This is a genomic window from Mycobacterium sp. 852002-30065_SCH5024008, assembly GCF_001665645.1.
In the GTDB taxonomy this organism is placed as follows: Bacteria; Actinomycetota; Actinomycetes; order Mycobacteriales; family Mycobacteriaceae; genus Mycobacterium; species Mycobacterium paraffinicum.
In genome coordinates this window covers 1-26956 of the sequence record NZ_LZSZ01000014.1, presented here as the reverse complement: position 1 = coordinate 26956, position 26956 = coordinate 1, and the positions used below count along the sequence as shown (strand labels likewise).

Genomic DNA, 26956 nt, shown 5'->3' with positions numbered 1-26956 from the left:
AGGTCATTATCACCCGGATCAAACCGGGCGGGGGCTAGCTTGGCTGACCCGGACGAGCGGGCAATTTGGCCGCGGCCTCCTCGTCGAGCAGCCACAGCGTGGTTTCCTGCCCGATCGCCCCGGCGGCCGGCACCGCGACCGGCGGGGCGCCGCCGATGGCCGCGGCCACCGCGTCGGCCTTGGACGCCCCGGACACCATCAGCCAGACCTCGCGCGAACGCTGGATCGCGGGCAGCGTCAGGGTGATTCGTTGGGGAGGCGGCTTGGGGGAGTCCTCCACCGGGACCACCATGCGGCTCGTTTCCAGCACGGCGGGGGTGTCGGGGAACAGCGAGTTGATATGGCCCTCCGGGCCCATGCCCAACAGGTGCACGTCGAAATTCGGAATGGGCTGGCCGGGTTCGGCGTTGGCCGCCAGCAGCTGTTCGTAGGCCAGCGCGGCGGCGGCGAGGTCGGTGCCGAATTCGCCGTCGCTGGCCGGCATCGTGTGCACATGGCTGGACGGAATGTCGATCCGGTCCAGCAACGCCTCCCGCGCCTGCTTGTCGTTGCGCTCTTCGTCGTCCTCGGGGACGTAGCGCTCGTCGCCCCAGAACAGGTGCACCTTGGGCCAGGCGATCTCGTGCCCCGCCAGGGACTTGAGCAATCCGATGCCGTTGCCACCGCCGGTCAGGACGACGAGCGCTCGGTCCCGGGCCGCCACGGCGTTGCGGATGTTATCGGCCAATCGGTTGGCCGCGGCCTCGACCAGCGCCTGACCTTCCGGGAAAACTTCGATGATGGTGCTCACACGTACTGCACTTTCTCAATGCCCTCTAGCGCTAACTGGTAAATCTCATCGGGATCGAGCCGCCGCAGGTCTTCGGCGAGGCACTCGCCGGTTTCCCTGCGGGCCAAGGGAAGCAGAGCCTCCGGCTTGGCGGTGCGACTCAGTGTCGCCGTCCTGCCCTCCTGGGGCCGGCTCAGGACGATGGTCTCGCTCTTGCGTACGAGTTCCACCTTGAGCTCGCCGACCGCGCGGCGCACCGGGCCATCGATGCAACTGGCCAGCCAGCCCGCGAGGATGTCAAGCGCCGGCTCGGTTTTCAAGCCGGACACCAGGGCCGACTCGATCGGTTCGTGGGGCGCCAGGTCGACCGCGGAGGTCAACAGCGCCCGCCAGTAGGTGATGCGGGCCCAGGCCAAGTCGGTGTCGCCGGCCGTGTACCCGGGCAGTCGGCCCTTGATCGCCGACAGCGGATCAGTTCCGTTAGTGGCATCGGTGATGCGCCGAATCGCCAACTTGCCCAACGGATCCTGTGCCGGAACGGCCGGCGCGACGTCGGGCCACCACGCCACCACCGGGATGTCGGGGAGCAGGAACGGGGTGACGACGCTGGCGGCGTGCCCGGCGAGCGCCCCGGACAGATTCAGGATCACCACCTCGGTGGCCCCGGTGTCTCCGCCCGCGCGCAGCTGCGCGTCCAGGCGCGGCTCGTCGGCGTACGGGTCACCCCGCATCGTGACGATGACCCGGCTGGGGTGCTCGTGGCTGGCGTTGTTGGCCGCCTCGAGCGACTGTTCGAGGATGGCGTCGCTGTCGGGCGCGATGAGAAGCGTCAGTACCCGGCCCATCGTCACGGCGCCAACCTTCTCCCGCAGTTCCTCGAGCTTCTTGTTGACCGCGGTGGTGGTGGTGTCCGGCATGTCGATAATCACGGCCGCCGCTCCTCAGCATCACTTCGTTCTGCATCGTCGCCGGCGCGAATCACGGCCGCCGCCATTCCCGGCCGGTCCGGCGCAGCATCTCGAACGCCGACTCCGGACCCCAGGTGCCCGCCTCGTACGGCTCGGGCTTGCCGTCGGCCGCCCAGTTATCCAGGACGGGATCCAATATCTGCCAAGCCAATTCGACCTCTTCGTTGACCGGAAACAGGGACGGCTCGCCCAGCAGCACGTCGAGGATCAGCTGTTCGTAGGCTTCCGGCGACTCCTCGGCGAACGCCGAGCCGTAGGAGAAGTCCATGTTGACATCGCGGACCTCCATCGCGGTTCCCGGCACCTTGGAGCCGAACCGCAGCGTGATTCCCTCGTCGGGCTGCACCCGGATGACCATGGCGTTGGCGCCCAGCTCGTCGGTCATGGTGGCGTCGAACGGCAGATGCGGCGCGCGTTTGAAGACGAGCGCGATCTCGGTCACCCTGCGGCCCAGGCGTTTTCCGGTCCGCAGATAGAACGGCACACCGGCCCAGCGCCGGGTGTCGACCTCCAGCGTGATGGCGGCGAACGTCTCGGTGGTGGAGTCCTTGGCGAACCCTTCCTCGTCGAGCAGCCCGACGACCTTCTCGCCGCCCTGCCAGCCGCCGGTGTACTGGCCGCGGCTGGTGGTCTCGTCGAGCGGCTCGGCGAGCTGGGTCGCCGAGAGCACCTTGATCTTCTCGGTCTGCAACGCCGCGGGATTGAAGCTGACCGGCTCTTCCATCGCGGTGAGAGCCAGCAGCTGCATCAGGTGGTTCTGGATGACATCGCGGGCAGCACCGATACCATCGTAATAGCCTGCGCGCCCGCCCAATCCGATGTCCTCGGCCATGGTGATCTGCACATGATCGACGTAGTGCGCGTTCCAGATCGGGTCGAACAACTGATTGGCGAACCGCAGCGCCAAGATGTTGCGGACCGTCTCCTTGCCCAGATAGTGGTCGATGCGGAACACCGCCTCCTCGGGGAAGACGGCGTTGACCGCATGGTTGAGGGCCTGCGCGCTCTCCAGGTCGTGCCCGAACGGCTTCTCGATGACCACCCGGCTCCAGCGATCACCCTGCGGGCGGGCCAATCCGGACTTGTGCAGTTGTTCGCACACCACCGGGAAGGACTTCGGCGGGATGGCCAGGTAGAAGGCGTGGTTACCGCCGGTGCCGCGCTCGGCGTCGAGTTTGTCCAGGGTTTCGGCCAGCCGGGCGAACGACGCGTCGTCATCGAAAGAACCTGGCACGAAACGGAATCCCTCGGCCAGCCGCTCCCAGTTCTCCTCCCGGAAGGGCGTCCGGCAGTGATCCTTGACGGCCTGATAGACCACCTTGCGGAAATCCTGGGTCTCCCAGTCCCGACGGGCGAAGCCCACCAGGGAGAAGCTCGGCGGCAGCAGCCCGCGGTTGGCCAGGTCGTAGATGGCCGGCATCACCTTCTTGCGGGCGAGGTCGCCGGTGACGCCGAAGATCACCACGCCGCAGGGGCCGGCGATCCTCGGCAGCCGCTTGTCGCGCTTGTCCCGTAACGGGTTATGCCATTGTGCAGCGGTACGAGCCGGGCTCATTTCGAGGCGGAATCCAGCTGCTTCTGCGTCTCCTCCAGCAGCTCGGTCCACGAGTCCACGAACTTCTCCACGCCCTCGTTCTCGAGCACCACGAACACGTCGGTCAAGTCGATCCCGACCCCGGCCAGCTTGTCGAACACCTCCTGGGCGGCGGAAGCGGTGCCGGTGACGGTGTCACCCTTGATCTCGCCGTGGTCGGCCACGGCGTCAATTGTCTTCTCCGGCATGGTGTTCACCGTGTTCGGCGCGACCAGCTCGGTGACGTAGAGGGTGTCGGAGTAGTCGGGGTTCTTGACCCCGGTGGATGCCCACAGCGGGCGCTGCACGCGGGCACCGTCGCCCTTGAGCGCCTTGTAGCGATCGCCGCCCTCGAACACCTCCTGGTAGGCGGCATAGGCCAGCCGGGCGTTGGCGACCCCGGCCTGGCCGCGCAACGCCAGCGCCTCCTCGGAACCGATCTTCTCCAGCCGCTTGTCGACCTCTGTGTCCACCCGAGACACGAAAAATGATGCCACGGAATGGATCTTGGACACGTCGTGTCCCGCCTCGCGGGCCTTCTCCAGGCCGGCGAGGTAGGCGTCCATCACCTGGCGGTGCCGCTCGACCGAGAAGATGAGCGTGACGTTGACTGAAATCCCTTCCGCCAGCACGGCGGTGATGGCCGGAATGCCGGCCTTGGTCGCCGGGATCTTGATGTACGCGTTCGGCCGGTCGACGATCTTCCACAGCTCGACGGCCTGCGCGGTGGTCTTGTCGGTCTCCGCGGCCAGGCGCGGGTCGACCTCGATCGAGACCCGGCCGTCGACGCCGTCGGACGCTTCCCACTGCGGCCGCAGCACGTCGCACGCGTTGCGCACGTCGTCTGTGGTGACAGTGCGGATGGTGGCATCGACGTCGGCGCCACGCTCGGCGAGCTCGGCGATCTGACCGTCGTAAGTGTCGCCCTCGGCGAATGCCTTCTGGAAGATCGACGGGTTCGTGGTCACTCCGACAACGCTTTTGGTATCGATCAGCTCCTGCAGATTGCCCGACTGCAGCCGCTGGCGCGACAGGTCATCCAGCCAAACGGATACGCCCGCGGCGGACAGCGCCGCAAGGTTTGGGTTCTGAGTCATGTGAATCACCCTTTCTCAGTTGTCCACTACCTGTTCCGCGGCGGCCGCGACGGCTTCTGCGGTGAAACCGAATTCACGGAACAAAGTCTTGTAGTCGGCGGATTCGCCGTAGTGCTCGATCGACACGATCTTGCCGGTGTCGCCGACGAGCTTGTGCCAGGGCTGCGCGACGCCCGCTTCGACGGCCACCCGGGCCGACACCGACGGGGGCAGCACACCGTCGCGGTAGTCCTCGGGCTGAGATTCGAACCATTCCACGCACGGCATGGACACGACCCGCGCGACAATGTCCTTGTCCGCCAACAGCTTCTGGGCCTCTACCGCGAGCTGAACCTCCGAGCCGGTGGCGATCAAGACGACGTCCGGCTCGTCGCCGCCGGGATCGCCAAGGACGTACCCGCCCTTGGCCACGCCCTCGACGTTGGTGCCTTCCAGTATCGGCACGCCCTGGCGGGTCAGGATCAGCCCGACCGGACCGCTGCCGTTGCCGCGGGCCAGGATGGTGCGCCAGGCGTACGCCGTCTCGTTGGCGTCGGCCGGACGCACCACCGACAGCTTGGGGATGGCGCGCAGCGCCGCGAGGTGCTCGATCGGCTGGTGGGTCGGTCCGTCCTCGCCGAGCCCGATCGAGTCGTGCGTCCATACGTAGATGGTGTCGATGTCCATCAGTGCGGCCAGCCGCACCGCCGGGCGCATGTAGTCCGAGAACTGCAGGAAGGTGCCGCCGTAGGCCCTCGTCGGGCCGTGCAGCACGATTCCGGACAGGATGGCGCCCATCGCGTGCTCGCGCACACCGAAGTGCAGCGTGCGCCCGTACCAGTCCGCCGTGTAGTCCTTGGTCGAAATCGACGGCGGACCAAAGGATTTGACGTTGTCCATGGTGGTGTTGTTGCTGCCCGCCAGGTCGGCCGAGCCGCCCCACAACTCGGGAAGCTTCGGACCCACTGCATTGAGCACCTTGCCGGACGCCGCGCGCGTCGCCAGCGCCTTGTCGCCGGGTTCCCAGCGCGGGATGTCGGCGTCCCAGCCGTCGGGCAATTCCTCCGCGGTCAACCGGTCCAGCAGTGCCTTGCGGTCGGGTTCACGCTCCGCCCAGGCGTCAAAGTCCGCCTGCCACTTCTCGTGCGCTTCCTTGCCCCGGTCCACCAGCTTGCGGGTGTGGGCGATGACCTCGTCGCGCACCTCGAACTTCTTCTCGGGATCGAAGCCCAAAATCTCCTTGACGGCCGCGACTTCCTCGTCGCCCAGCGCCGCGCCGTGCGCCTTGCCGGTGTTCATCAACTTCGGCGCCGGGAAGCCGATGATGGTGCGCAGCTCGATAAACGACGGCCGGTCGGTGACAGCCTTGGCGTTGGCGATGGCCTCCTCGATGCCGACGACGTTCTCGCCGCCCTCCACCCGCTGCACGTGCCATCCGTAGGCCTCGTAGCGCGCGGCGGTGTCCTCGCACAGCGCGATGTTGGTGTCGTCCTCGATCGAGATCTGGTTGTGGTCGTAGAACACGATCAGGTTGCCGAGCTGCTGCACGGCCGCCAGCGACGACGCTTCGGAGGTCACGCCCTCCTCGATGTCGCCGTCGGAGGCGATCACGAAGATGAAGTGATCGAACGGGCTGGTGCCCGGAGCGGCGTCGGGGTCGAACAGCCCGCGCTCGTAGCGCGACGCCATCGCCATGCCCACCGCCGAGGCCAGGCCCTGGCCGAGCGGACCGGTGGTGATCTCAACGCCCTTGGTGTGCCGGAACTCCGGGTGCCCGGGCGTCTTGGATCCCCAGGTGCGCAACGACTCGATGTCGGACAGCTCCAGGCCGAACCCACCCAGGTAGAGCTGGATGTACAGCGTCAGGCTGCTGTGCCCGCAGGACAACACGAACCGGTCCCGACCCAGCCAGTAGGTGTCGCTGGGATCGTGTTTCATCGTGCGCTGGAACAGGGTGTAGGCCAGGGGAGCCAGGCTCATCGCCGTTCCGGGATGTCCGTTGCCAACCTTTTGGACCGCGTCGGCGGCCAGCACCCGAATGGTGTCGACGGCGGCCGAGTCGAGCTCGGACCAGTCGTCGGGGAGGTGCGGTTGGGTCAGCGTCGAGATCTCTTCGAGTGTGGTCACAGACTCAGTCCTTGGGGTCATCAAGCTGATCAATCCCACCCTAGTGCGGGAGGGCCGGCTCTTGCAGTGCAGGTTTTGGGTACCCGCAGCCGGCTGGTGTGAAAATTACGCGGTGGCCGTCGACCCGTAACATTCAGTTCGGAAATCTGGGAGAAGTCTGGGTGAATGGACCCTGCGGGCAGGCCATTACCGGCCCGCGGTCTACCATCGTGTGTAGTAGATGCTGCGCGCTGCTGCGACCCCAAGGAGTTATTGCGTGAGCGTTCGCGGGCGCGTCGCCCCAAGCCGAGTACCGAGCCGAGTGCTTGGCACGGTGCTCGCGTATTTGGCACTGACCAAGCCGCGGGTCATCGAGCTGCTCCTCGTCACCACCATTCCGGCCATGCTGCTCGCCCACCGGGGCACTGTGGACCCGCTGCTGATCCTCAACACGTTGATCGGTGGGATGCTGGCCGCCGGGGGAGCCAACACGCTCAACTGCGTGGCCGACGCCGACATCGACAAAGTGATGAAGCGCACGGCGCGCCGGCCGCTGGCCAGGGCCGCGGTCCCGCGCAGCCACGCGCTGGTGTTCGGGTTGGCGCTGTCGGTGGCATCGTTCTTCTGGCTGTGGCGGACGACGAACATGCTGTCGGCACACCTGGCCGGCGCCACCATCGCCTTCTACGTGCTGGTTTACACGCTGCTGCTCAAGCGACGCACGTCGCAGAACGTCGTGTGGGGCGGCGCCGCCGGCTGCATGCCGGTGATGATCGGCTGGTCGGCCGTCACCGGCACCATCGGCTGGCCGGCGCTGGTGATGTTCGCGATCATCTTCTTCTGGACGCCGCCGCACACCTGGGCGCTGGCGATGCGTTACAAGGACGACTACAAAGCGGCCGGCGTCCCGATGCTGCCCGCCGTGGCGACCGAGCGTCAGGTCACCAAGCAGATCCTGATCTACACCTGGCTGACGGTGGCGGCGACGCTGGCGCTGGCGCTTGCCACCGGCTGGCTCTACGCGGCGGTCGCCGTGGTCGCCGGGGTGTGGTTCTTGGCGATGGCCCACCAGCTCTACGCCGGGGTTCGCGCCGGCGAGCCCGTCAAGCCGCTGCGGTTGTTCCTGCAATCGAACAACTACCTCGCGGTGGTGTTCTGCGCATTGGCGGTCGACTCGGTGATCGCACTACCGCATTTGTTCTGACGCCTACGACCTAGCCACATCGGCCACACCGTCTCTCCGGCGGCGCGGGTGGCCCTCGAGTGCCCGCCCCAGAGCGACTGCGCGTCCGCGCGTGCACAGTCGCTCGGAGGCGGGACGATGGCAAGTTCCTCCCGCGCAGAGGCCGATGGGGCAGATGTGACCTGATTTGGGCCGCTGAGGTTTGCACCCAACCGCTCTCGGTGGACCTCTCAGTGGACCTTAGTCACATCCCAGCTGCCGAAGGGCTCGGATCGCGCACAAAGGGTTCTCGTCGTTTCACCCACACGCAACGATGAGACAACGAGCACATCTCCAGGTATTCCGCCGGTTCTCATGCCGCCGCAACGAGTTCGGGAAGGGGAATTACCACAATGAAGCCAGTCACGATCGACCCGCGCTCGCACGATGCGGTGATCTTCGGTCTCGACGGCGTGATCGGGCCGGGAACCGATGACGACGCGTTGGAGTCGACTGTTGCGCTAGCAGAGAAGCTGCGGACGGCCGGCGTCGCGACGGCTGCCTATTCCCTGGCTGCGCAGCCCGGACAGGCGATGGCGGCGGCTCGGATCGCCAAAGCGTTCACCGTCTGGTTCGACCATGCCCCAGGAGTACCCGAAGTTCCCCCGCTGCCGGACCCGACGGTTTTATTGGCGGCCGCCCGCAAGTTGGGGGTGGTCCCGCAGCGGTCGGTGGTCGTCGACGGTGCGGATTCCGGGGTGGAGGCCGCACGCGAAGGTGGCTTCGCGCTCGTCGTCGGTGTCGGCCGGGGCGGCCAAGCCGACAAGCTCCTGCGTTGCGGCGCCGACGTCGTCGTCCCCGATCTCGCTTACGTCGACGTCACAACGGGGCACAAACGCATGTCACAGCGTCCCAACGCGCTGGACTCTTACGGTCAAGTCATCGGTATTGCCGCCGGCCGACAGCCATTCATCTGCCTGGATTACGACGGCACGTTGTCGCACATCGTGCCGGACCCCGATACCGCCAAGCTTGTCGAGGGCTCAGCCGAGGCGCTCGCGCATCTGGCGACGCAGTGCCCGGTCGCGATACTGTCCGGCCGGGATCTGGCGGATATCCGCGCTCGGGTCGGGGTACCGGGAATCTGGTATGCCGGCAGCCACGGCTTTGAGTTGATGGCACCCGACGGCAGCCACCACCAATACGAAGCGGCCGGCGCCGCGGAACGTGTGCTCGGGAACGCTGCGGACGACCTTCGCGGCGAACTGAGCCGGATTCCGGGAGCGCACGTCGAACACAAGCGGTTCGCAATCGCGGTGCACTACCGCAATGTCGCACCCGACCGCGTGGCCGAGGTGATCGCGGCGGTACGCCGGCGAGGTCTTCGGCCTGGGCTGAGGCTGACGACCGGTCGCAAGGTCGTCGAGCTGCGGCCGGACATCGGCTGGGACAAGGGCACCGCCCTCACCTGGATCCGCGATCGCATCTTTGACACGGAACGGGTGCTGCCCATCTATATCGGTGATGACATTACCGACGAGGATGCGTTCGATGCGGTTCGCTTCAGCGGAATCGGGATACTGATCCGGCACGACGAAGATGGCGACCGGCCGACCGCTGCCAGCTTCACGCTGAGAAGCCCCACCGAAGTCCGTGACTTCGTCCAGCGCGGCGGCAGGTGGCTGGCATATCAGCGCGAGACGCACAGTCGCGCTTGGACTCTCACGTTCGAGGGTTATGACCCTCCCAACGAAAAGCTGCGCGAAGCACTGTGCACGGTCGGTAACGGTTACTTCGCCACCCGCGGGGCCGCGCCGGAATCGAGGGCCGGCCAGATTCATTACCCGGGAACGTACGCGGGCGGCGTGTACAACCGGCTTGACGACCTGATCGGCGGAACCCGAGCAGAACACGAAAGCCTGGTGAATCTGCCCAACTGGCTTCCGCTTACCTTTCGCATCAACGATGGCGACTGGTTCGACGTCGACGCGGTGAAATTGCTGTCCTACCGACAAACCCTCGACCTCCGTAGCGCAGTGCTGATGCGCCAACTGCGTTTTCGCGACGACGCCGGCCGCACCACCTCAGTGACACAGCAGCGGTTCGTAGCGATGCACGTCGTACACGTGGCCGCGATGGAAACCACCATCGTGGCCGAGGACTGGTCGGGAACTGTCGAATTCCGGTCGACGATCGACGGAAACGTCCGCAACTCGGGGGTAGAGCGTTATCGAGACTTGGCCTGCAATCACCTGCAGGGACTGGAAAAGCGCGTGCTGTCGGAAAACTCGGTGCTGATGACCGTCGAGACCACCCAATCGAAGATCCCGGTCGCGCTGGCCGTGCGGACCAGCATCTGGCATGGCGACGCGCCGGCGCCCGCAACCTACCGACTACTCGACGAAGAATTCGAAATCGGCCATCAGATCTTCACCGATCTGCGAGAGGGTCAGGCGCTGACCGTGGAGAAGATCGTCGTTTTGGTGACCGGGCGTGATGTTGCCACATCCCATCCGGCCACTGGCGCCGAACGCAGGCTCGGCCGGCAGCCGCGATACGCCGAGATATGTGACGCCCACAAGACCGCCTGGGCACATCTGTGGGAACGGCTGTCCTTCGAATTCGGCAACCACGCCGAGCACTTGCGCGTCCTGCGCCTACACCTGCTGCACCTGATGCAGACGGTGTCGTACAACAGCGAGGAACTCGATGTAGGGGTGCCAGCCCGCGGGCTGCATGGTGAGGCATACCGCGGGCACATTTTCTGGGACGAGCTATTCATCTTCCAGGTATTGAACCTGAGAGTGCCCACGGTCACCCGATCGCTGCTGCGCTACCGATATCGCCGCCTGATGGAGGCCCGCCGCCTCGCCAAGCTGGCCGGTTACCGTGGCGCGATGTACCCGTGGCAGTCCGGCAGCGATGGGCGCGAGGAAAGTCCGGAGCGACACCTGAATCCGAAGTCCGGCCGGTGGCTGCCCGATCCCAGCCATCGTGCGCACCACATCGGCATCGCCGTCGCCTACAACGTGTGGCAGTTCTACCAAGCCACGGGCGATCTGGCGTACCTGATCGACTACGGGACCGAGATGCTGGCCGAGATAGCCCGGTTCTGGGTGAGCAGGGCCACTTACGACTCCGACCGAGATCGCTACAGCATCAACGGGGTCGTCGGACCCGACGAATTCCACGCAGGCTATCCGGACCGGCCATATGAGGGGGTAAACAACAACGCGTATACGAACGTGATGGCGGCCTGGGTGATCCTGCGGGCTATCGACGCGCTCGAGCTGATGCCGCTGCCCAACCGGTTGGATTTGCGCGAGAAGCTAGAACTGACCGACGACGAGCTGACCCAGTGGGACCACGTCAGCCGGCGCATGTTCGTCCCGTTCCACGATGGCATGATCAGCCAGTTCGAAGGATATGAGGAACTGGCGGAACTGGATTGGGATTCCTACCGGCAGCGCTACGGCAACATTCAGCGCCTCGACCGCATTCTTGAAGCCGAGGATGACGACGTCAACCGGTACCAAGCGTCCAAGCAGGCCGACGCACTGATGCTGCTCTACCTGCTGTCATCGGACGAACTGCGTGAGCTGTTAAGCCGGCTCGGCTACCACTTGGCCCCCGCCAAGATCCCGGAGATGGTGGACTACTACCTGGCCCGCACCTCAGACGGGTCGACATTGAGTGCGGTCGTCCACGCATGGGTGCTGGCCCGGGCCAATCGCGATCGCGCGCTGGAGTTCTTCCAGAAAGCGCTCGCATCCGACATCTCCGACATCCAGGGCGGCACCACTTCCGAAGGTGTTCACCTGGCCGCGATGGCCGGCAGCGTCGACTTCGTGCAGCGGTGCTTCACCGGTCTGGAGATCCGTGGCAATCGCATCGTACTGTCTCCGCAATGGCCAGAATATCTTGGGCCACTAGGCTTTCCGCTGCATTACCGAGGTAGCCACCTGCACGTGCGGGTCAGCGGTAAGGGTGCGGAGATCAGCGTCGACCCACGCGATGTCCCACCGGTCGAAGTCGAGTGCCGCGGACGAGTGGAACGGTTGATGCCGGGCAGCGTCGTTCGATTCACCTGAAAACCTATGGCACCAGCACGACCGAGCCGACGGTCTTACGCCCTTGCAGGTCGCGGTGGGCCCGGGCGGCGTCGGCCAGTGGGTAACGCCGGCTCACGGTGACGCTGATCGAGCCCGTGGCGATTGAGTCGAACAATTCCCCTGCGCGCCAAGCGAATTCCTGTTCACTACGGGTGAAGTGGCCAAGCATCGGCCGAGTCAGGTACACCGAGCCGGCGGCGTTGAGGCGCTGCGGGTCCACGGGGGGTACCGGTCCACTGGCGGCACCGAACAACGCGAGCGTCCCCCGGATGGCGAGGCTGGCCAGGCTGGCATCGAACGTGTCGGCCCCAACCCCGTCGTACACCGCTGCCACACCCACACCATCGGTTAGATCGCGGATCTGCCTGCCGAACTCGCTGGGGTCGTCGCCTGGGTAATCGAGCACGTCGGTGGCGCCGGCCTGTCGGGACAGTTCCGCCTTGGCCGGTGTGGACACAGTCGTAATCACCCGGATGCCCAGGCTGGTGGCCCACTGCGTCAAGATCAGCCCGACCCCGCCCGCGCCGGCGTGCACCAATACGGTGTCGCCGGCCTGCACCGGATACACCGACTTGAGCAGGTAATGCGCGGTCAAGCCCTTCAGCAGCACCGACGCCGCCACGTCGGAACTCACGCCGTCCGGCACGGGTGCCGTCAAAGTCGCTGGGGCGGTGGCGTACTCGGCGTAACCGCCCGACGCCGACGCGCTGACCACCCGGTCGCCGACGCGGAAACCGTCGGCGCTGTCACCCGCAGCGGCGACGGTGCCGCACAGTTCCGAACCGAGGATGAACGGCAGCTCGCGCGGGTACTGGCCCGAGCGGAAGTAGGTGTCGATGTAGTTGACGCCGATCGCCTCGGCCTTGATCAGCACCTCGCCGGGCCCGGGCGCGGGCTGTGGTGCGTCGACGTAGCGCAGCACCTCGGGGCCGCCGGTTTCGCTCACTTCGATTGCGTGCATGTGCTTATCATGCCCGGGCATGAAACTCGCCCGTCCGGACATCTTCCATCCCCGCATCGTGCTGGCGGGTCCTCCCGGGTGCACGGGCGGCGACCCTGAGGACACCGGGCTGGTGCCCGCGTTGCGAACTCGTGGACTACACGCCCGCTGGCGGTCCTGGGACGACTCCGAGACCGTGCGCGCTGACCTGGTCATCCTGCGTGCGACCGCGGACGATCCGGACCGACGCGACGAATTCTTGGCCTGGACGCGGCGGGTGCGCCACCTGCTCAATCCGCCCGGCGCGGTCGCTTGGAACCTCGAGGAGCGGTATCTGCGCGACCTGGACAACGACGGGGTGCCGACTGTCCTTGACGGGCCGCGTGGCCGGCACGTGGCGCAGTCGGCGTTGATCTTTCTCGGCGGAAAGCAATCGCACGCCTGGCCGGACGAGCCGGAGTTCGAAGCGTGGGACCTCGGCTACGCCGCGCTCGCGTCGGCCGCGGATCGCGCCGGAATCGCCGCACGCGACCTGCTCTACGCGCGCGCCGACGTCGCCGGGGATCGGCTGGTGCGGCTCGACCTCGTCGCGCCGGCGCTGGGCTGGCGGCACCTGGACGCCGCCACCCGCGAGCGCGCCCAGCGCGAGTTCGCGCTGGCCGTGGAGTCAGCCTGCGAGCGGCTCGGGCTCGGCCCGTTCTCGCATCGACGCCCATAGCGCCGCGGTCGCCGCGGTGCACGCCGCGGCCCCGGCCACGTGCAGGGCGACCAGCGCGGCGGGCACCCCGGTGAAGTACTGGGCGGTGCCGACCGCGGCCTGTGCGCACACCAGGGCGAGCAGCACGATCAGGCGCCGCAGGATGGGCCGGGCGGCGCGCACCGCCAGCAGGCCGAAGGCCAGCCCGACCAGCAGGGCGAGGTAGGCGACCAGCAGCGAGGAGTGCGCGTGGACCAGTGTGTCGACGGCGACCTCGAGCCGCGGCACCGTGCGGGTGGGGCTGCGGTCACCCGCGTGCGGCCCGGCGGCCGTCACCAGCGTGCCGGTGACCAGCACCACGGCCAGGTCCAGGCCGATCAGCGCCGTCAGGGCGCGCAACGGCCGGGCCACGCGCCGGTGCACCACTCCGTCGTCGGGCTCGCCGATCTTGACGTAGAGCAGCACCGACAGCCACACCATGGTCATCGAGGTGAGCAGGTGGATGGCCACCGTCCACCACAGCAGCCCGGTACGCACGGTGATGCCGCCGATGACCGCCTGCACCACCGTCGACACCGGCATGAGCCACGCGTACACCAGGACTTCCCGGCGTCGGCGGGCCCGGGTCACGGCCAACACGGCCAGCGCCGCGGCGACGACCACCGCGAAGGTGATCATGCGATTGCCGAACTCGACCGCCTGGTGGACGCGTGGCACCTCGGCGTGCGCGACCGGGACGAAGCTGCCTGGAAAGCACTGCGGCCAGGTGGGGCAACCCAGCCCCGACGCGGTGACCCGGACGATCGCTCCGGTGACGGCGATGCCGCCCTGGGTGATGATGACGGCCGCGGCGATGAGGCGCTGGACACGCACGCTCGGATTGGGGAGGAGGTCCACCAACCGCATCAGCGTTCGTCCCACGGGCATGGCCCGATGGTAGGCCAACGAAAACTACGTCCTGTAGTAAGCCCTCGCGTCGTCGAGATTGCCGTGACGGCTGTTCCGGCGGCGCCCCCCACGACCATGGCGCCAATCTCGACGCCCCGTCAGGTGAACCGAAACCAGCGCAGCGCCGCCAGCGCCGCGAGCGCGCCCCACACCGCAAGGACGACGATGCCGAACCAGTCCACCGACAGGACCATCGCCCGCGACAGGGCCTCGGTCAGCGCGCCCGACGGGGTGAGCCGGGCCGCCCACTTGACGCCGGTCGGGATCATCCCAGATTCCACCGTCAGCGCGCCGAGCCCGGCGAAGACGAACCACAGCAGGTTGGCGATCGCGAGCACGATCTCGGCCCGCAGCGTCCCGCCCAGCAACAGCCCGAGGGCGGTGAAGCCCGCGGTGCCCAGCGCGATGACCGCCGCACCCAGCGCCAACGCGGCCAGGGCGGGCCGCCAGCCCAGCGCAAACCCGATGGCGCCCAACAGGATTGCCTGCAGGAACACCACGGTGACCACGGCCAGCGACTTGCCGGCGATGATGCCCCAGACCGGCAGCGGGGTCGCCCCCAACCGCTTGAGCGCGCCGTAGCGGCGGTCGAAGGCGACCGCGATGGCCTGCCCGGTGAAGGCGGTCGAGATGACCGCGAGGGCCATGATGGCCGGGACGAAGGTGGCGGCGCGGTTGTGCCCGAAGGAGCCGAACGGCAGCAGCGTTAGCCCGATCAGGAGCGTGATCGGGATGAACATGGTCAGCAGCAGCTGCTCGCCGTTGCGCAGCAGCAGCTTGAGCTCGAGGCCGAACTGCGCGGCCAGCATCCGCGGCACCGTGCTGGGTCGCGGGTCGGGGGTGAAGGTCCCCGCGGGGAAGACGTTCGATTGGGTCACTGCCGCAACTTCCTGCCGGTGAGGTCGAGGAACACGTCCTCGAGGCTGCGCTGCTCGACGCGCATGTCGGTCGCCAGCACGTCGATCCGCGCGCACCACGCCGTCACGGTGGCCAGCACCTGCGGGTCGACCGGGCCCTCGACCAGATACTCGCCCGGCGTCACCTCGCTGGCGCGGTAGTCCTCCGGCAGGGCGGCTGTCAGCAGCGACAGGTCGAGCCGCGGCGGAGCGGTGAACCGCAGCTCGTCCTTCGCGCCGGTGCGCATCAGCTCCGCCGGTGTGCCGGCGGCCACCGTCGCCCCGTGGTCGATGATGACCAGCCGATCGGCGAGCTCCTCGGCCTCCTTGAGTTGGTGGGTGGTGAGCAGCACCGTCACGCCGTCGCGGCGCAGCGCGTCGATCAGTTCCCACACCAGCAGCCGGGCGTGCGCATCCATGCCCGCGGTGGGTTCGTCGAGGAAGACCAGTTCGGGGCGGCCGACCAGCGCGCACGCGAGCGCGAGCCGCTGCTGCTGCCCGCCGGACAGCCGTCGGTAGGTGGTGCGGGCGGCATCGGTGAGGCCCAGGGTGTCCAGCAGCCACGCCGGGTCCAGCGGGTCGGCGGCGTAGGAGGCGACCAGGTTGAGCATCTCGCCCGCGCGGGCGCTGGGATAGCCGCCACCACCCTGCAACATCACCCCGATGCGGGTGCGCAGGCGGGCGTTGTCGGCGATCGGGTCCAGCCCGAGCACCTCGATGGTGCCGGCGTCCGGGCGCACGAAGCCCTCGCACATTTCGACCGTCGTGGTCTTGCCGGCGCCGTTGGGGCCCAGCAGGGCGAGCACTTCGGCGGCGTGCACCTCGAGGTCGAGATCGGCGACGGCCGTGGTGGATCCGTAGTGCTTGCTCACCCCGCGCAGTCGCACGACTGTTTCAGGAACGTCCGAGCTCACGTGGAATCAGCGTAGGCGTCGGGCACCGCCTGGGAACGAGGGGTCCCCAGGGGGGCCTGAGCGTTCTCGGGCGCGGGCGCGGTTTCGGCGGCCGTCTCCGGCGCTTCGGCACCCTCGGATGGGAGCCGCCGCCACGGCAAGCGGGTGTACGTCAGCGCGATGAGCCCCGCGACGATGACGGTGCTGGCCAAGGTGGCGTCCACGATCTGGAACAGCGCGAAGCGGTCCCCGTTGGCCGTCGGGCCGAAGATGCCGACGACGAGGGTGATGACGATGACCGCCACCCGGAATCCGCTGCGGGTCGCCCAGGCGGCCAGCGGAATGATCGCCCACAGCAGGTACCAGGGCTGTACGACGGGAAACAGCAGCACGGTGACGCCCAGCGCCACGCCCAGGCCACCGATCGGGTGCAGCCGGCCGCGGAAGACGGCCACCAGCAGCCAGCCCACCATCACCGTGATGATCAGCACGCCGATGGCGCGGGTGAGCCCCAGCACCGCGGTGGTGTGATCGCCGAATCCCAGCAGGATCCCCACCTGCCCGGTGCCCAGGGCGAGCAGGGTGGGCGGCGACATCCAGCTGCGGACGACGTTGGCGGTGCCGAGCGTGTAGATCCAGCCGAACCCGAGGCCGCTGGCCCAGCCGACCGCCGCCATCACCGCCAGCGACAGCGTCGTCATCGCGCCGCCGGCCAGCAGCAACGCCCGCAGGTTGCCCCCGCAGCGGTAGGCCAGCGCCATCGTGACGAACCCGAGGGCCAGCAGCGACGGAAGTTTCACCTGCGACGACAGCGTGATCAGGACGGCGCCGGCCAGCAGCATGCCCAGCGGCTCCCAATCGGGGCCGGGCCGCCAGGAGGCCGGCAACAGCCGCGGAGAATCGATGCCCCGTAGCGCGAACTCGGCGCCCGCGAGCATCAGCCCGAGCATCAGCGCCTCGTTGTGCACGCCGGCGACCAGATGCATGATCAGCAGCGGATTGGCCGCGCCCAGCCACAGCGCGCTGACCTCGGCGACACCGCAGCGCCGGGCCAGCCGCGGGGTCGCCCACACGATCAACCCCACGCCGATCAGCTCCACCAGTCGGTGACACAGCACGGCGGCGACGATGTTCTCCCCGGTGACCGCCGAGATGCCGCGCCCGATCCACAGGAAGAGCGGGCCGTAGGGCGCCGGCGTCTCCCGCCACAGCGTGGGGACCGACAGCGTGAAGACGTGGGACAGGCCGAGTCCGGACGCCGGCCCCACCCGGTAGGGGTCGAGCCCTTCCAAAGAGATCTGGCTCTGGGCCAGGTACGAGTAGACGTCCTTGCTGTACATCGGCGGCGCGATCAGCAGCGGCAGCGTCCACAACAGCAGGGTGCGGTCCAGGTCGCCTCGGGACATTCGCCTGCTGCCCAACGCGAACCGGCCGAGCATCAGCCAGGCCAGCGCCATCATGACCGCGCCGGTCGTCGTCATCGTCAGCGACACCGTCTGGATCCGCGACGGCAGGTTGAGCAACCGCACCCCGAAGGTGGGGTCCTGCACGACGGGCCGGGCCCCGGCGCCCAGCGCGCCGATCGCCATCAGGATGGTGCCGGTGGCGCCGAACAGGCGGGTGCGCAGCAGCGCGGTGAGCTCGCTATCGTTCAGCGGCGTGCCCACCGCCTGCTCGTCGCCATGCAAGCTGGCGATCGACGAGCTCAGCACGTGGTGGCGGGCTGCCATCAGAGCAGCGTAGCCGTCGGGGCCCCCCGCCCGTTGGCTCGCCGCCGCCATCACACCGGTCGGAGGCTCATTGAGGCATCGAAGACGGTTGGTCCTTTCCTTGATGTCGGTGCTGTGCCTGGCAACTCCGACTGGGTTGGCTCGCGGCGACAACGGTGAGGTGTCCTACCGCTTCTCCTGCAGCTGGGACTCGCTGACGGCGGACTTCGCCAGCCGCGACGCGCTGCCGCAAACCGACGATCCTCCGGCCCAGTGGTACCGCACCGACGCCGAGGGCCAATACGTGAACAGGGGATGGGGACCACGGGCAAAAGCCCTGCCGCCGCCGGGCATTCCGCAAAATGCGCGTTGCGATCCCGCCGCCTGGAAGCGGGAACGGATCCTCGCGGTGGCGATGCGTTACATCTACGCGCCCGGCAATCCGCTGGGGCTGCAATACCGCCACCATCACATCCCCGGCTGGGAACCACCGGCCTCGACCTATGCCGGTGTGTCCGAAGAGAATCCCGATGCCGAGGCCCCACCCGGGCCGACGGCCTGGGGTCCGGGACGAGGTCTGGACTGTTCCAATTTCACCGCTTGGACCTACAACTACGGCCTGGCCATCAAGTTCGGCGGCAATGTCCACCAACAGGCGGAGGGCACCGCCGGTCCGATGGGCCGACGCATCCCGAAAGAGGGACCGTTCCAGCCCGCGGATCTGATCTACTTGCACCCCAACGGAAGTGCCGAGGCCTCGCACGTGGTCATTTACGTCGACGACGATCACATCATCGACAGCCGGGTCAGCGCCCAGAACCTCATCGGAGTCCAGGTCCGCAATCGGGTCGGCTGGTACCGGGACGCGGTAATCGTTGCGTGGCGGCCGATCGGCTGAGACGAGTCACGGAGATCGGCGCGACGGCCGGGCTCGGCGCGGCGGCGAGGCGCTGCATCCGGTTGACAAGGCCCTTCGCGCTAGCCTCGCCTTCGTGGCGATTCGCGACCATGGCGACCCAGGGGACGCACCCTCCGTGCCGCCACCCCTGCGCTCGCCGACTAACGAGGCCCGCCCGTCCGCGGCGGAGCAGGCCCGCAGCATCGCCGCCGCCACCAACGTCGCCACGCTGGCCACGTTGACCGCTGACGGCGACCCGTGGGCGTCATTGGTGGCCTATGGACTGCTGGACGGGATGCCCGTGCTGTGCGTCTCGAGCCTGGCCGAGCACGGCCGCAACCTCGCGCGGGACCCGAGGGCCAGCCTGTCGATCGTGGCGGCGAGCGGCGACACCGACCCGCTGGCCGGCAGCCGAATCACCCTGGCCGGAATGGTCGCGAAGCCCGCGGGGTCCGAGCACGGCGACGCCCGGGCGGCATACCTGACGGCGGTCCCCGCCGCCCGGCACTACCTGGACTTCAGCGACTTCAGCCTGTGGGTGCTACGGGTTCAGCGGGTGCGCTGGGTAGGTGGATACGGTCGGATGGACTCGGCCACCGGCGATCAGTACGCGGCCGCCTCCCCGGATCCGGTTGCGCCCGCGGCCGCCCGGGCCCTCGCACATCTCAACGCCGACCACGCCGACTCGCTGGCCGCCATGGCCCGAATCTTCGGCGGCTACCCCGACACCGACACGGCACTGTGTACCGGCGTCGACCGCTACGGCCTGGACCTGCGGGTGCACACCCCCCGCGGGGTGGCCTACGCCCGGGTCGGCTTTCCCGCAAGGTTGGAATCCGCCAACGAATTGCGTTCGGCCACAGCGGCATTAGCCCGTGCCGCGAATCCGGCTATCGACGAACACGGCCCGCATGAAGGCGGTTGATCCGCATCACCGAAGGCGAGCCGGCGAAAACCCCCGCCCTGGCTACTTCTGTTCGCCGTCAGCCTTGCTCAGCGCCCGATCCGCGGTCGAGACCAGCCTGCGGTTGAACTGATACTGGGCGGCGACGAGCTTGTCGGCCAGTTCGATAGCGGCGTCGACAATCTTGGTGCGCAGCGGTTGCACGGCCTCCGGGATTGCCTCGTCAAGGGTCTTGTGGAACGCCCGAAGCGCCTCCGCCGCGGCGTGCTGGCCGGCTTTGGCCGATTCGCGTACCTCGTCGAGCAGGTCGGTCGAATACGATGCGACGGACTTCGATTCAGTCGTCTGAGCCATGTCAATTCCTTCTTTGGGAGATTTCAATACCACCGCCGACGCTATTCGGCGCGGCGGGCCGGCCACTATGGGCGAAGGTCCCAAAGTGGGCGGAGTGTGACCAGCGCAACGCCCGCTCAGGGCACCCTTGGTAGACCGATCCCCGGAATTGCGTCACACTGGTGTTGTGAAAATCCGAACCGACCTCGACGACGCTGCCGTGGGTGCAGCGGCCGCCGCGGTGCGGGACGGCCACACCCGGCGCGCCATCGTGCGCCTGCTGGTGGAATCGGGATCGATCACCGCCGGCGAGATCGGCGACCGGCTCGGGTTGACGGCCGCCGGCGTGCGGCGCCATCTCGACGCCCTGATCGAGGCGGGCGACGCCGAGGCGGTGCCCGCCGCGTCCTGGCAGCAGGTGGGTCGCGGGCGCCCCGCCAAGCGTTTCCGGCTCACCGCGGCGGGCCGCGCCAAGCTCGAGCACGCCTACGACGACCTCGCGTCGGCCGCCATGCGGCAGCTGCGGGAGATCGGCGGGGAGGATGCGGTCCGCACGTTCGCCCGGCGTCGAATCGACGCGATCCTGTCCGGCGTGCCGGCGGCGGACAGCGACGACGACGCCGAAGTCGAGGCGGCCGCCGAACGGGTGGCCGGCGCGCTGACCAAGGCCGGGTACGTCGCCACCACGACACGGGTCGGCGGCCCGATCCACGGCGTGCAGATCTGCCAGCACCACTGCCCGGTGTCCCACGTCGCCGAGGAATTCCCGGAGCTGTGTGAGGCCGAGCAGCAGGCCATGGCCGAGGTGCTCGGGACCCACGTGCAGCGGTTGGCGACCATCGTCAACGGGGACTGCGCCTGCACCACTCACGTACCTCTGACCCCGGCGCCCAGCCCGCGCCGCGCCGGCGACGATGCATCGCGAAGCGATGAGGAGGAGCGGCGCAACATGACCGACACCACGAGCATCGAAGGAGCGTCGTTATGACCCTCACGCCAGAGGCCCAAAAGGCCACTGCTGAGCCGTTGACCCAGGAGCAGGCGATCGCCTCGCTGGGCCGGTACGGCTACGGCTGGGCGGACACCGACGTCGCGGGGGCGAGCGCCCAGCGCGGGCTGTCCGAGGCGGTGGTCCGCGACATCTCGGCGAAGAAGAACGAGCCCGAATGGATGCTGCAGACGCGGCTGAAGGCGTTGCGCATCTTCGAGCGCAAGCCGATGCCGACGTGGGGTTCGGACCTCGGGGGCATCGACTTCGACAACATCAAGTACTTCGTGCGCTCGACCGAAAAGCAGGCCGCCTCTTGGGATGACCTGCCCGAGGACATCCGGAACACCTACGACAGGCTGGGCATCCCGGAGGCCGAGAAGCAGCGCCTGGTCGCCGGTGTGGCCGCCCAGTACGAGTCCGAGGTGGTTTACCACCAGATCCGCGAGGACCTGGAGGCCCAGGGCGTCATCTTCCTCGACACCGACACCGGGTTGCGGGAACGCCCCGAGCTGTTCCAGCAGTACTTCGGCACCGTGATCCCGGCCGGGGACAACAAGTTCTCCGCGCTCAACGCCGCGGTGTGGAGCGGCGGATCATTCATCTACGTCCCGCCCGGCGTGCACGTCGACATCCCGCTGCAGGCCTACTTCCGGATCAACACCGAGAACATGGGCCAGTTCGAGCGGACGCTGATCATCGTCGACGAAAATGCTTACGTGCATTACGTGGAGGGTTGCACCGCGCCCATCTACACGTCGGACTCGCTGCACTCCGCGGTGGTGGAAATCATCGTGAAGCCCGGTGGGCGTTGCCGTTACACCACCATCCAGAACTGGTCGAACAACGTCTACAACCTGGTCACGAAGCGCGCCCGCGCGGAGGCCGGCGCCACCATGGAGTGGGTCGACGGCAACATCGGGTCCAAGGTGACCATGAAATACCCGGCGGTGTGGATGACCGGGGAGCACGCCAAGGGCGAGGTCTTGTCAGTCGCCTTCGCCGGGGAGGGCCAGCACCAGGACGCCGGCGCCAAGATGCTGCACCTGGCGCCGAACACGTCGAGCAACATCGTCTCCAAGTCGGTGGCCCGCGGCGGCGGCCGCACCTCCTACCGCGGCCTGGTGCAGGTGAACAAGGGCGCACACGGGTCGCGCTCCAGCGTGAAATGCGATGCGCTGCTAGTCGATACGATCAGCCGCAGCGACACCTACCCCTACGTCGACATCCGCGAGGACGACGTCACGATGGGCCACGAGGCCACCGTCTCCAAGGTCAGCGACAACCAGCTGTTCTACCTGATGAGCCGCGGACTGACCGAGGACGAGGCGATGGCGATGGTGGTGCGCGGCTTCGTCGAGCCGATCGCCAAGGAACTGCCCATGGAGTACGCCCTGGAGCTCAACCGGCTCATCGAGTTGCAGATGGAGGGCGCGGTCGGATGACCCGCGCCAGCGACAATGCAGAGCGTAGCGATGAGGTGGGGAAGCGCGAATTGACCGCCGCTGCTGCCCTGAACAAGGGCGAGTTGTTCGCGTCCTTCGACGTGGACGCGTTCGAGGTGCCCAGCGGGCGCGACGAACTCTGGCGGTTCACCCCGCTGCGTCGGCTGCGCGGTTTGCACGACGGCTCGGCTCAAGCGACCGGCAAGGCGCAGATCAGCGTCAGTGAACAGCCGGGCTTGCAGGTCGAAACCGTCCGCCGCGGCGACCAACGACTCGGCCGCGGCGGCGCGCCCACCGACCGCGTTGCGGCGCAAGCATTTTCGTCGTTCAACTCCGCGACGCTGGTGAGCATCGGGCGTGACACGCAGATCGCCGAGCCGGTCAACATCACCGTGACGGGCCCCGGCGCCGGTGCGGTGGCATACGGGCACCTGCAGATCAGCGTCGCCGAACTCGGCGAGGCGGTCGTGGTGATCGACCATCGGGGGAGCGGAACCTACGCCGACAACGTTGAATTCATCGTCGACGACGCCGCCCGGCTCACCGTCGTGTGGATCGCGGACTGGGCCGACGACATGGTTCACCTCTCCGCGCAGCACGCCCGGCTGGGCAAGGACGCGGTGCTGCGGCACGTCGCCGTCACTATGGGCGGCGAAGTGGTGCGGATGTCGGCCAACGTGCGCTACGCCGCCCCGGGCGGAGACGCGGAGCTGCTCGGGTTGTACTTCGCCGACGACGGGCAGCACCTGGAGTCGCGGCTGCTGGTCGACCACGCGCAGCCCAATTGCAAGTCCAACGTGCTCTACAAGGGTGCGCTGCAAGGGGATCCGACATCGCAGCGGCCCGACGCCCACACCGTCTGGGTGGGCGACGTGCTGATCCGCGCCGAGGCCACCGACACCGACACCTTCGAGGTGAACCGCAACCTGGTGCTCACCGACGGGGCGCGCGCCGACTCGGTGCCCAACCTGGAGATCGAGACCGGCGAAATCGTCGGCGCCGGGCACGCCAGTGCCACAGGGCGTTTCGACGACGAGCAACTGTTCTACCTGCGTGCCCGCGGCATCCCCGAAGACCAGGCGCGCCGGCTGGTGGTGCGCGGCTTCTTCGGCGAGATCATCTCGAAGATCGCCGTGCCCGACATCCGGGAGCGCCTGACCGCCGCCATCGAACACGAACTGGAAATCACGGAGAAGACAACAGCGTCATGACGACATTGGAAATCAAAGACCTGCACGTCAGCGTCGAAGACCCGAACGCGCCCGAGGGAAGCCGCGAGATCCCCATCCTCAACGGCGTCAACCTGACCTTGAATTCCGGTGAGACGCATGCGGTGATGGGGCCCAACGGCTCGGGCAAGTCGACGCTGTCCTACGCGATCGCCGGTCACCCGAAGTACCGGGTGACGTCCGGGTCGATCACGCTGGACGGCCAGAATGTCCTGGACATGAGCGTCGACGAGCGCGCCCGTGCCGGATTGTTCCTGGCCATGCAGTACCCCGTCGAGGTTCCGGGCGTGTCGATGTCGAACTTCCTGCGCAGCGCCGCGACCGCCGTCCGCGGCGAGCCGCCGAAACTGCGGCACTGGGTCAAGGAGGTCAAGGCCGCCTTGAGCGACCTCGACATCGACCCGGCGTTCGCCGAACGCAGTGTCAACGAGGGGTTTTCCGGCGGTGAGAAGAAGCGCCACGAGATCCTGCAGCTGGGCCTGCTCAAGCCCAAGATCGCCATCCTCGACGAGACCGACTCCGGTCTGGACGTGGACGCGCTGCGGGTGGTCAGTGAGGGCGTGAATCGCTACGCCGAGGCCGAGCACGGCGGCATCCTGCTCATTACCCACTACACCCGGATCTTGCGTTACATCCGGCCGCAGTTCGTGCACGTGTTCGTCGGGGGCCGGATCGTCGAATCGGGCGGGCCGGAGCTGGCCGACGAACTCGAGGAGAGCGGCTACGTGCGCTTCACCGAAGCGGCGGCCGCAGGGGCTTAAGCATGACGGGGACAGCACTGGACGTCGACGCGATTCGCGCCGACTTCCCCATCTTGAAGCGCGTGATGCGCGGCGGAAAGCAGTTGGCGTACCTGGATTCCGGCGCGACGTCCCAGCGCCCGCTGCAGGTGCTCGACGCCGAGCGCGAGTTTCTGATCACCTCCAACGGCGCGGTGCATCGTGGTGCGCACCAGCTGATGGAGGAGGCGACCGACGCCTACGAGCAGGGTCGCGCGGACATCGCCGCGTTCGTCGGCGCCGATGCCGACGAGCTGGTGTTCACCCGCAACGCCACCGAGGCGCTGAACCTGGCGTCATATGTGCTGGGCGACAAGCGGTTCGACCGAGCCGTGGGCGAGGGCGACGTCATCGTCACCACCGAGCTGGAGCACCACGCCAACATCGTCCCGTGGCAGGAGCTGGCCCGCCGCAGCGGTGCCACGCTGCGCTGGTACGGGGTCACCGACGACGGGCGCATCGACCTGGACTCGCTGGAGCTTGACGGGCGCGTGAAAGTCGTTGCCTTCAGCCATCATTCGAACGTGACGGGCGCGGTGGCGCCGGTGGCCGAACTGGTCGGTCGCGCTCACGCGGTGGGCGCGGTGACGGTGCTGGACGCCTGCCAGTCGGTGCCCCACGAGCCGGTCGACCTGCACGCGCTCGGCGTCGACTTCGCCGCCTTCTCCGGGCATAAGATGTTGGCCCCCAACGGGGTCGGCGTGCTCTACGCCCGTCGCGAGGTGTTGTCGCAGCTGCCGCCGTTTCTCACCGGTGGGTCGATGATCGAGACGGTGACGATGGAGGCGTCGACCTACGCGCCCGCGCCGCAACGGTTCGAGGCCGGCACGCCGATGACCTCCCAGGTGGTCGGGTTGGGCGCGGCCGCGCGCTATCTGGACGCCATCGGCATGGACGCCGTCGAGGCGCACGAGCGCGAGCTGGTCGCCGCGGCCCTCGAGGGCCTCTCGGGCATCGACGGCGTGCGTATCGTCGGGCCGACCGCCATGGAAAACCGTTGCTCGCCCGTCTCCTTCGTCGTCGACGGCGTGCACGCGCACGACGTCGGGCAGGTGCTCGACGACGAGGGCGTCGCGGTGCGCGTGGGGCATCACTGCGCGATGCCGCTGCACCGCCGGTTCGGCGTGGCGGCCACCGCCCGGGCGTCGTTCGCCGTGTACAACACCCCCGACGAGGTCGAGCGGCTGGTGGCCGGAGTGCGGCGCGCGCTCGAATTCTTTGGGAGACAGTGACAGTGCGCCTGGAGCAGATGTATCAGGACGTGATCCTCGATCACTACAAGCATCCGCAGCACCGCGGGCTGCGGGAGCCGTTCGGCGCGCAGGTCCACCATGTCAATCCGGTCTGCGGTGACGAGGTGACGCTGCGGGTTGCGCTGTCCGACGACGGTCGGCGCGTCGCGGACGTCTCCTATGACGGCCAAGGCTGTTCGATCAGCCAGGCGGCCACCTCGGTGCTCACCCAGCAGGTGATCGGTCAGACGGTGCCCGAGGCGCTGCACACCATCACCGCTTTCACCGAAATGGTGTCCTCGCGCGGCACCATCGAGGGTGACGAGGAGATCCTGGGTGACGGGATCGCGTTCGCCGGAGTGGCCAAATACCCGGCCCGGGTGAAATGCGCACTGCTGGGATGGATGGCGTTCAAGGACGCATTGGCCCAGGCTTGCACTGACAGGGGCGCGGACTTCGAGGAGGAAGAAAATGAGCGAGACCGCCGCACCGGATGACGAATTCCTTGCCGACCTCGAGGAGGCGATGCGCGACGTCGTCGACCCCGAATTGGGCATCAACGTCGTCGATCTCGGACTGGTCTACGGCCTCAACGTGGAAGAGGGCGACGAGGGAACCGTCGCCCTGATCGACATGACGTTGACCTCGGCGGCCTGCCCGCTGACCGACGTCATCGAGGACCAGTCACGCAGCGCGCTCGTCAGCAGCGGGCTGGTGGACGAGCTGCGGATCAACTGGGTGTGGAACCCGCCGTGGGGGCCCGACAAGATCACCGAAGACGGGCGCGAACAGCTGCGTGCCCTCGGTTTTACCGTCTGAATCTGCACCCGCCCTAAAGCGCTAAAGGTGGAAGGGCAGATGCGGCAGGTGCAGGTGGTGGTGCGGATGCCCCATCGGCGGGCACGTCTGCAGGCTGATGGTCATCGCGTGCAGCACGCCGGCGTCCTGAATTCCCTGAGCCCCCATGCACTTGCCGTTCGCGATCGCCTGGGCGTCCGACGGAGTCTGCAGCTGGTATGAGGTCGAGTTGGCGACCGTCACGGTGGTCGGGTTCGCCTGCGCGCCGATGCCGTTGACCGCGATCGTGTCACCAGCGACCGACGTGACCGTGCCGTAGAAGCCCGCCGGCGGCGGGCACTTGCCGTCGACTGCGGAGGTGATGGTCACCGCCTGCGCGGTGATCGCGCCACCGGTCGGCGCGCTCTGCGGGGTGGCCCGCACGTTGACGCAACTGCCGGGGATGACGTCGGTCAGCTTGGCCGGCGCGACCTGCACGATCCGCGTCCTCTTATACACATC

At 67.8% G+C, this 26956-nt stretch carries 23 protein-coding genes and 1 pseudogene; 12 read left to right on the top strand and 12 right to left on the bottom strand.

The window, feature by feature from the left end; all coding sequences use genetic code 11:
- Positions 1 to 34: 34 nt before the first annotated feature.
- Genes pgl through tkt form a run of 5 tightly spaced genes read right to left on the bottom strand, consistent with a single transcriptional unit; the run spans position 35 to position 6513 of the window.
- Positions 35 to 790, bottom strand: a complete 756-nt coding sequence (gene pgl, locus A5781_RS01290; protein WP_067199931.1) for a 6-phosphogluconolactonase — start codon at positions 788 to 790, stop codon at positions 35 to 37.
- Positions 787 to 1698 (bottom strand): glucose-6-phosphate dehydrogenase assembly protein OpcA, encoded by a 912-nt coding sequence (gene opcA / locus A5781_RS01285; RefSeq protein WP_067199928.1) that lies wholly within the window; start codon positions 1696 to 1698, stop codon positions 787 to 789. The genes pgl and opcA overlap by 4 nt, the downstream gene beginning before the upstream one ends.
- 49 nt (positions 1699 to 1747) lie before the next feature.
- The gene (gene zwf / locus A5781_RS01280) at positions 1748 to 3292 is read right to left on the bottom strand and encodes a glucose-6-phosphate dehydrogenase (RefSeq protein ID WP_067199924.1); all 1545 of its coding nucleotides are present in this window, start codon (positions 3290 to 3292) and stop codon (positions 1748 to 1750) included.
- A complete protein-coding gene (gene tal, locus A5781_RS01275) occupies positions 3289 to 4407 on the bottom strand; it encodes a transaldolase (protein WP_067199921.1) in 1119 nt (372 codons plus the stop codon). Before tal ends, zwf begins: the two co-directional genes overlap by 4 nt.
- A gap of 15 nt (positions 4408 to 4422) precedes the next feature.
- A complete protein-coding gene (tkt, locus tag A5781_RS01270) occupies positions 4423 to 6513 on the bottom strand; it encodes a transketolase (RefSeq protein ID WP_067199917.1) in 2091 nt (696 codons plus the stop codon).
- A gap of 256 nt (positions 6514 to 6769) precedes the next feature.
- Between tkt and A5781_RS01265 the strand changes: the two genes are divergently transcribed.
- Positions 6770 to 7696: a heme o synthase gene (locus A5781_RS01265; protein WP_067199914.1), complete on the top strand. Its 927-nt coding sequence runs from the start codon at positions 6770 to 6772 to the stop codon at positions 7694 to 7696.
- Positions 7697 to 8067: 371 nt separating this feature from the next.
- Positions 8068 to 11745, top strand: coding sequence for a trehalose-phosphatase (otsB, locus tag A5781_RS01260; RefSeq protein WP_067199911.1), 3678 nt, complete (start codon positions 8068 to 8070; stop codon positions 11743 to 11745).
- 4 nt (positions 11746 to 11749) lie between these two features.
- Here the strand turns inward: otsB and A5781_RS01255 are convergent, their stop codons facing one another.
- Positions 11750 to 12727: a quinone oxidoreductase gene (locus A5781_RS01255; protein WP_067199908.1), complete on the bottom strand. Its 978-nt coding sequence runs from the start codon at positions 12725 to 12727 to the stop codon at positions 11750 to 11752.
- Between the two features lie 19 nt (positions 12728 to 12746).
- Here A5781_RS01255 and A5781_RS01250 point away from each other — a divergent pair, with 19 nt between their 5' ends.
- Entirely contained in the window at positions 12747 to 13424 is a 678-nt protein-coding gene (locus A5781_RS01250) for a hypothetical protein (RefSeq protein WP_067199905.1), read from the top strand.
- Here the strand turns inward: A5781_RS01250 and A5781_RS01245 are convergent.
- From A5781_RS01245 to mptB, 4 genes are all read right to left on the bottom strand, one after another.
- Positions 13374 to 14309 carry a heme A synthase gene (locus A5781_RS01245; protein ID WP_197503644.1) on the bottom strand — a complete coding sequence of 312 codons (936 nt, stop codon included), beginning with the start codon at positions 14307 to 14309 and terminating at the stop codon, positions 13374 to 13376. The genes A5781_RS01250 and A5781_RS01245 overlap by 51 nt on opposite strands.
- A gap of 140 nt (positions 14310 to 14449) precedes the next feature.
- The gene (locus tag A5781_RS01240) at positions 14450 to 15229 is read right to left on the bottom strand and encodes an ABC transporter permease (protein ID WP_067199899.1); all 780 of its coding nucleotides are present in this window, start codon (positions 15227 to 15229) and stop codon (positions 14450 to 14452) included.
- On the bottom strand, positions 15226 to 16161 hold the full coding sequence (locus A5781_RS01235) for an ABC transporter ATP-binding protein (protein ID WP_156622652.1): 936 nt from the start codon (positions 16159 to 16161) through the stop codon (positions 15226 to 15228). The genes A5781_RS01240 and A5781_RS01235 overlap by 4 nt, the downstream gene beginning before the upstream one ends.
- Positions 16158 to 17870, bottom strand: coding sequence for a polyprenol phosphomannose-dependent alpha 1,6 mannosyltransferase MptB (mptB, locus tag A5781_RS01230; RefSeq protein WP_067199934.1), 1713 nt, complete (start codon positions 17868 to 17870; stop codon positions 16158 to 16160). Before mptB ends, A5781_RS01235 begins: the two co-directional genes overlap by 4 nt.
- An 88-nt stretch (positions 17871 to 17958) precedes the next feature.
- Between mptB and A5781_RS01225 the strand changes: the two genes are divergently transcribed.
- Positions 17959 to 18747, top strand: a complete 789-nt coding sequence (locus A5781_RS01225) for an NlpC/P60 family protein (protein WP_156624289.1) — start codon at positions 17959 to 17961, stop codon at positions 18745 to 18747.
- 94 nt (positions 18748 to 18841) lie between these two features.
- Positions 18842 to 19672 carry a HugZ family protein gene (locus tag A5781_RS01220; protein WP_067199889.1) on the top strand — a complete coding sequence of 277 codons (831 nt, stop codon included), beginning with the start codon at positions 18842 to 18844 and terminating at the stop codon, positions 19670 to 19672.
- A gap of 42 nt (positions 19673 to 19714) precedes the next feature.
- Here the strand turns inward: A5781_RS01220 and A5781_RS01215 are convergent, their stop codons facing one another.
- On the bottom strand, positions 19715 to 20005 hold the full coding sequence (locus A5781_RS01215) for a hypothetical protein (protein WP_067199886.1): 291 nt from the start codon (positions 20003 to 20005) through the stop codon (positions 19715 to 19717).
- Positions 20006 to 20132: 127 nt separating this feature from the next.
- On the opposite strand from A5781_RS01215, the gene A5781_RS01210 reads away from it, so the two are divergent.
- The 7 genes from A5781_RS01210 to A5781_RS01180 are packed head-to-tail and all read left to right on the top strand — an operon-like array spanning position 20133 to position 26476.
- Positions 20133 to 20972 (top strand): metalloregulator ArsR/SmtB family transcription factor, encoded by an 840-nt coding sequence (locus tag A5781_RS01210; protein ID WP_231987332.1) that lies wholly within the window; start codon positions 20133 to 20135, stop codon positions 20970 to 20972.
- The gene (sufB, locus tag A5781_RS01205; RefSeq protein WP_067199882.1) at positions 20969 to 22417 is read left to right on the top strand and encodes a Fe-S cluster assembly protein SufB; all 1449 of its coding nucleotides are present in this window, start codon (positions 20969 to 20971) and stop codon (positions 22415 to 22417) included. Before A5781_RS01210 ends, sufB begins: the two co-directional genes overlap by 4 nt.
- On the top strand, positions 22414 to 23628 hold the full coding sequence (gene sufD / locus A5781_RS01200; protein WP_067199879.1) for a Fe-S cluster assembly protein SufD: 1215 nt from the start codon (positions 22414 to 22416) through the stop codon (positions 23626 to 23628). Before sufB ends, sufD begins: the two co-directional genes overlap by 4 nt.
- Complete coding sequence (gene sufC, locus A5781_RS01195; protein ID WP_067199876.1) at positions 23625 to 24407, top strand: Fe-S cluster assembly ATPase SufC; 783 nt, start codon at positions 23625 to 23627, stop codon at positions 24405 to 24407. The genes sufD and sufC overlap by 4 nt, the downstream gene beginning before the upstream one ends.
- A gap of 2 nt (positions 24408 to 24409) precedes the next feature.
- On the top strand, positions 24410 to 25657 hold the full coding sequence (locus tag A5781_RS01190) for a cysteine desulfurase (protein ID WP_067199873.1): 1248 nt from the start codon (positions 24410 to 24412) through the stop codon (positions 25655 to 25657).
- Positions 25654 to 26154: a Fe-S cluster assembly sulfur transfer protein SufU gene (gene sufU / locus A5781_RS01185; protein ID WP_067741563.1), complete on the top strand. Its 501-nt coding sequence runs from the start codon at positions 25654 to 25656 to the stop codon at positions 26152 to 26154. Before A5781_RS01190 ends, sufU begins: the two co-directional genes overlap by 4 nt.
- The gene (locus A5781_RS01180) at positions 26129 to 26476 is read left to right on the top strand and encodes a metal-sulfur cluster assembly factor (RefSeq protein ID WP_066958214.1); all 348 of its coding nucleotides are present in this window, start codon (positions 26129 to 26131) and stop codon (positions 26474 to 26476) included. The genes sufU and A5781_RS01180 overlap by 26 nt, the downstream gene beginning before the upstream one ends.
- Positions 26477 to 26497: 21 nt before the next feature.
- Here the strand turns inward: A5781_RS01180 and A5781_RS01175 are convergent.
- Positions 26498 to 26956, bottom strand: a pseudogene (locus tag A5781_RS01175) (hypothetical protein); the annotation flags it as partial.

What these genes read in the sequence shown, in the direction of transcription:
- A5781_RS01255 (WP_067199908.1), bottom strand. Translation starts at nt 12,727, where the DNA reads ATGCACGCAATCGAAGTGAGCGAAACCGGCGGCCCCGAGGTGCTGCGC.
- A5781_RS01250 (WP_067199905.1), top strand. Translation starts at nt 12,747, where the DNA reads ATGAAACTCGCCCGTCCGGACATCTTCCATCCCCGCATCGTGCTGGCG.
- tal (WP_067199921.1), bottom strand. Translation starts at nt 4,407, where the DNA reads ATGACTCAGAACCCAAACCTTGCGGCGCTGTCCGCCGCGGGCGTATCC.
- A5781_RS01190 (WP_067199873.1), top strand. Translation starts at nt 24,410, where the DNA reads ATGACGGGGACAGCACTGGACGTCGACGCGATTCGCGCCGACTTCCCC.
- mptB (WP_067199934.1), bottom strand. Translation starts at nt 17,870, where the DNA reads ATGGCAGCCCGCCACCACGTGCTGAGCTCGTCGATCGCCAGCTTGCAT.
- A5781_RS01245 (WP_197503644.1), bottom strand. Translation starts at nt 14,309, where the DNA reads ATGCGGTTGGTGGACCTCCTCCCCAATCCGAGCGTGCGTGTCCAGCGC.
- A5781_RS01215 (WP_067199886.1), bottom strand. Translation starts at nt 20,005, where the DNA reads ATGGCTCAGACGACTGAATCGAAGTCCGTCGCATCGTATTCGACCGAC.
- otsB (WP_067199911.1), top strand. Translation starts at nt 8,068, where the DNA reads ATGAAGCCAGTCACGATCGACCCGCGCTCGCACGATGCGGTGATCTTC.
- A5781_RS01180 (WP_066958214.1), top strand. Translation starts at nt 26,129, where the DNA reads ATGAGCGAGACCGCCGCACCGGATGACGAATTCCTTGCCGACCTCGAG.
- sufC (WP_067199876.1), top strand. Translation starts at nt 23,625, where the DNA reads ATGACGACATTGGAAATCAAAGACCTGCACGTCAGCGTCGAAGACCCG.
- sufB (WP_067199882.1), top strand. Translation starts at nt 20,969, where the DNA reads ATGACCCTCACGCCAGAGGCCCAAAAGGCCACTGCTGAGCCGTTGACC.
- zwf (WP_067199924.1), bottom strand. Translation starts at nt 3,292, where the DNA reads ATGAGCCCGGCTCGTACCGCTGCACAATGGCATAACCCGTTACGGGAC.
- sufD (WP_067199879.1), top strand. Translation starts at nt 22,414, where the DNA reads ATGACCCGCGCCAGCGACAATGCAGAGCGTAGCGATGAGGTGGGGAAG.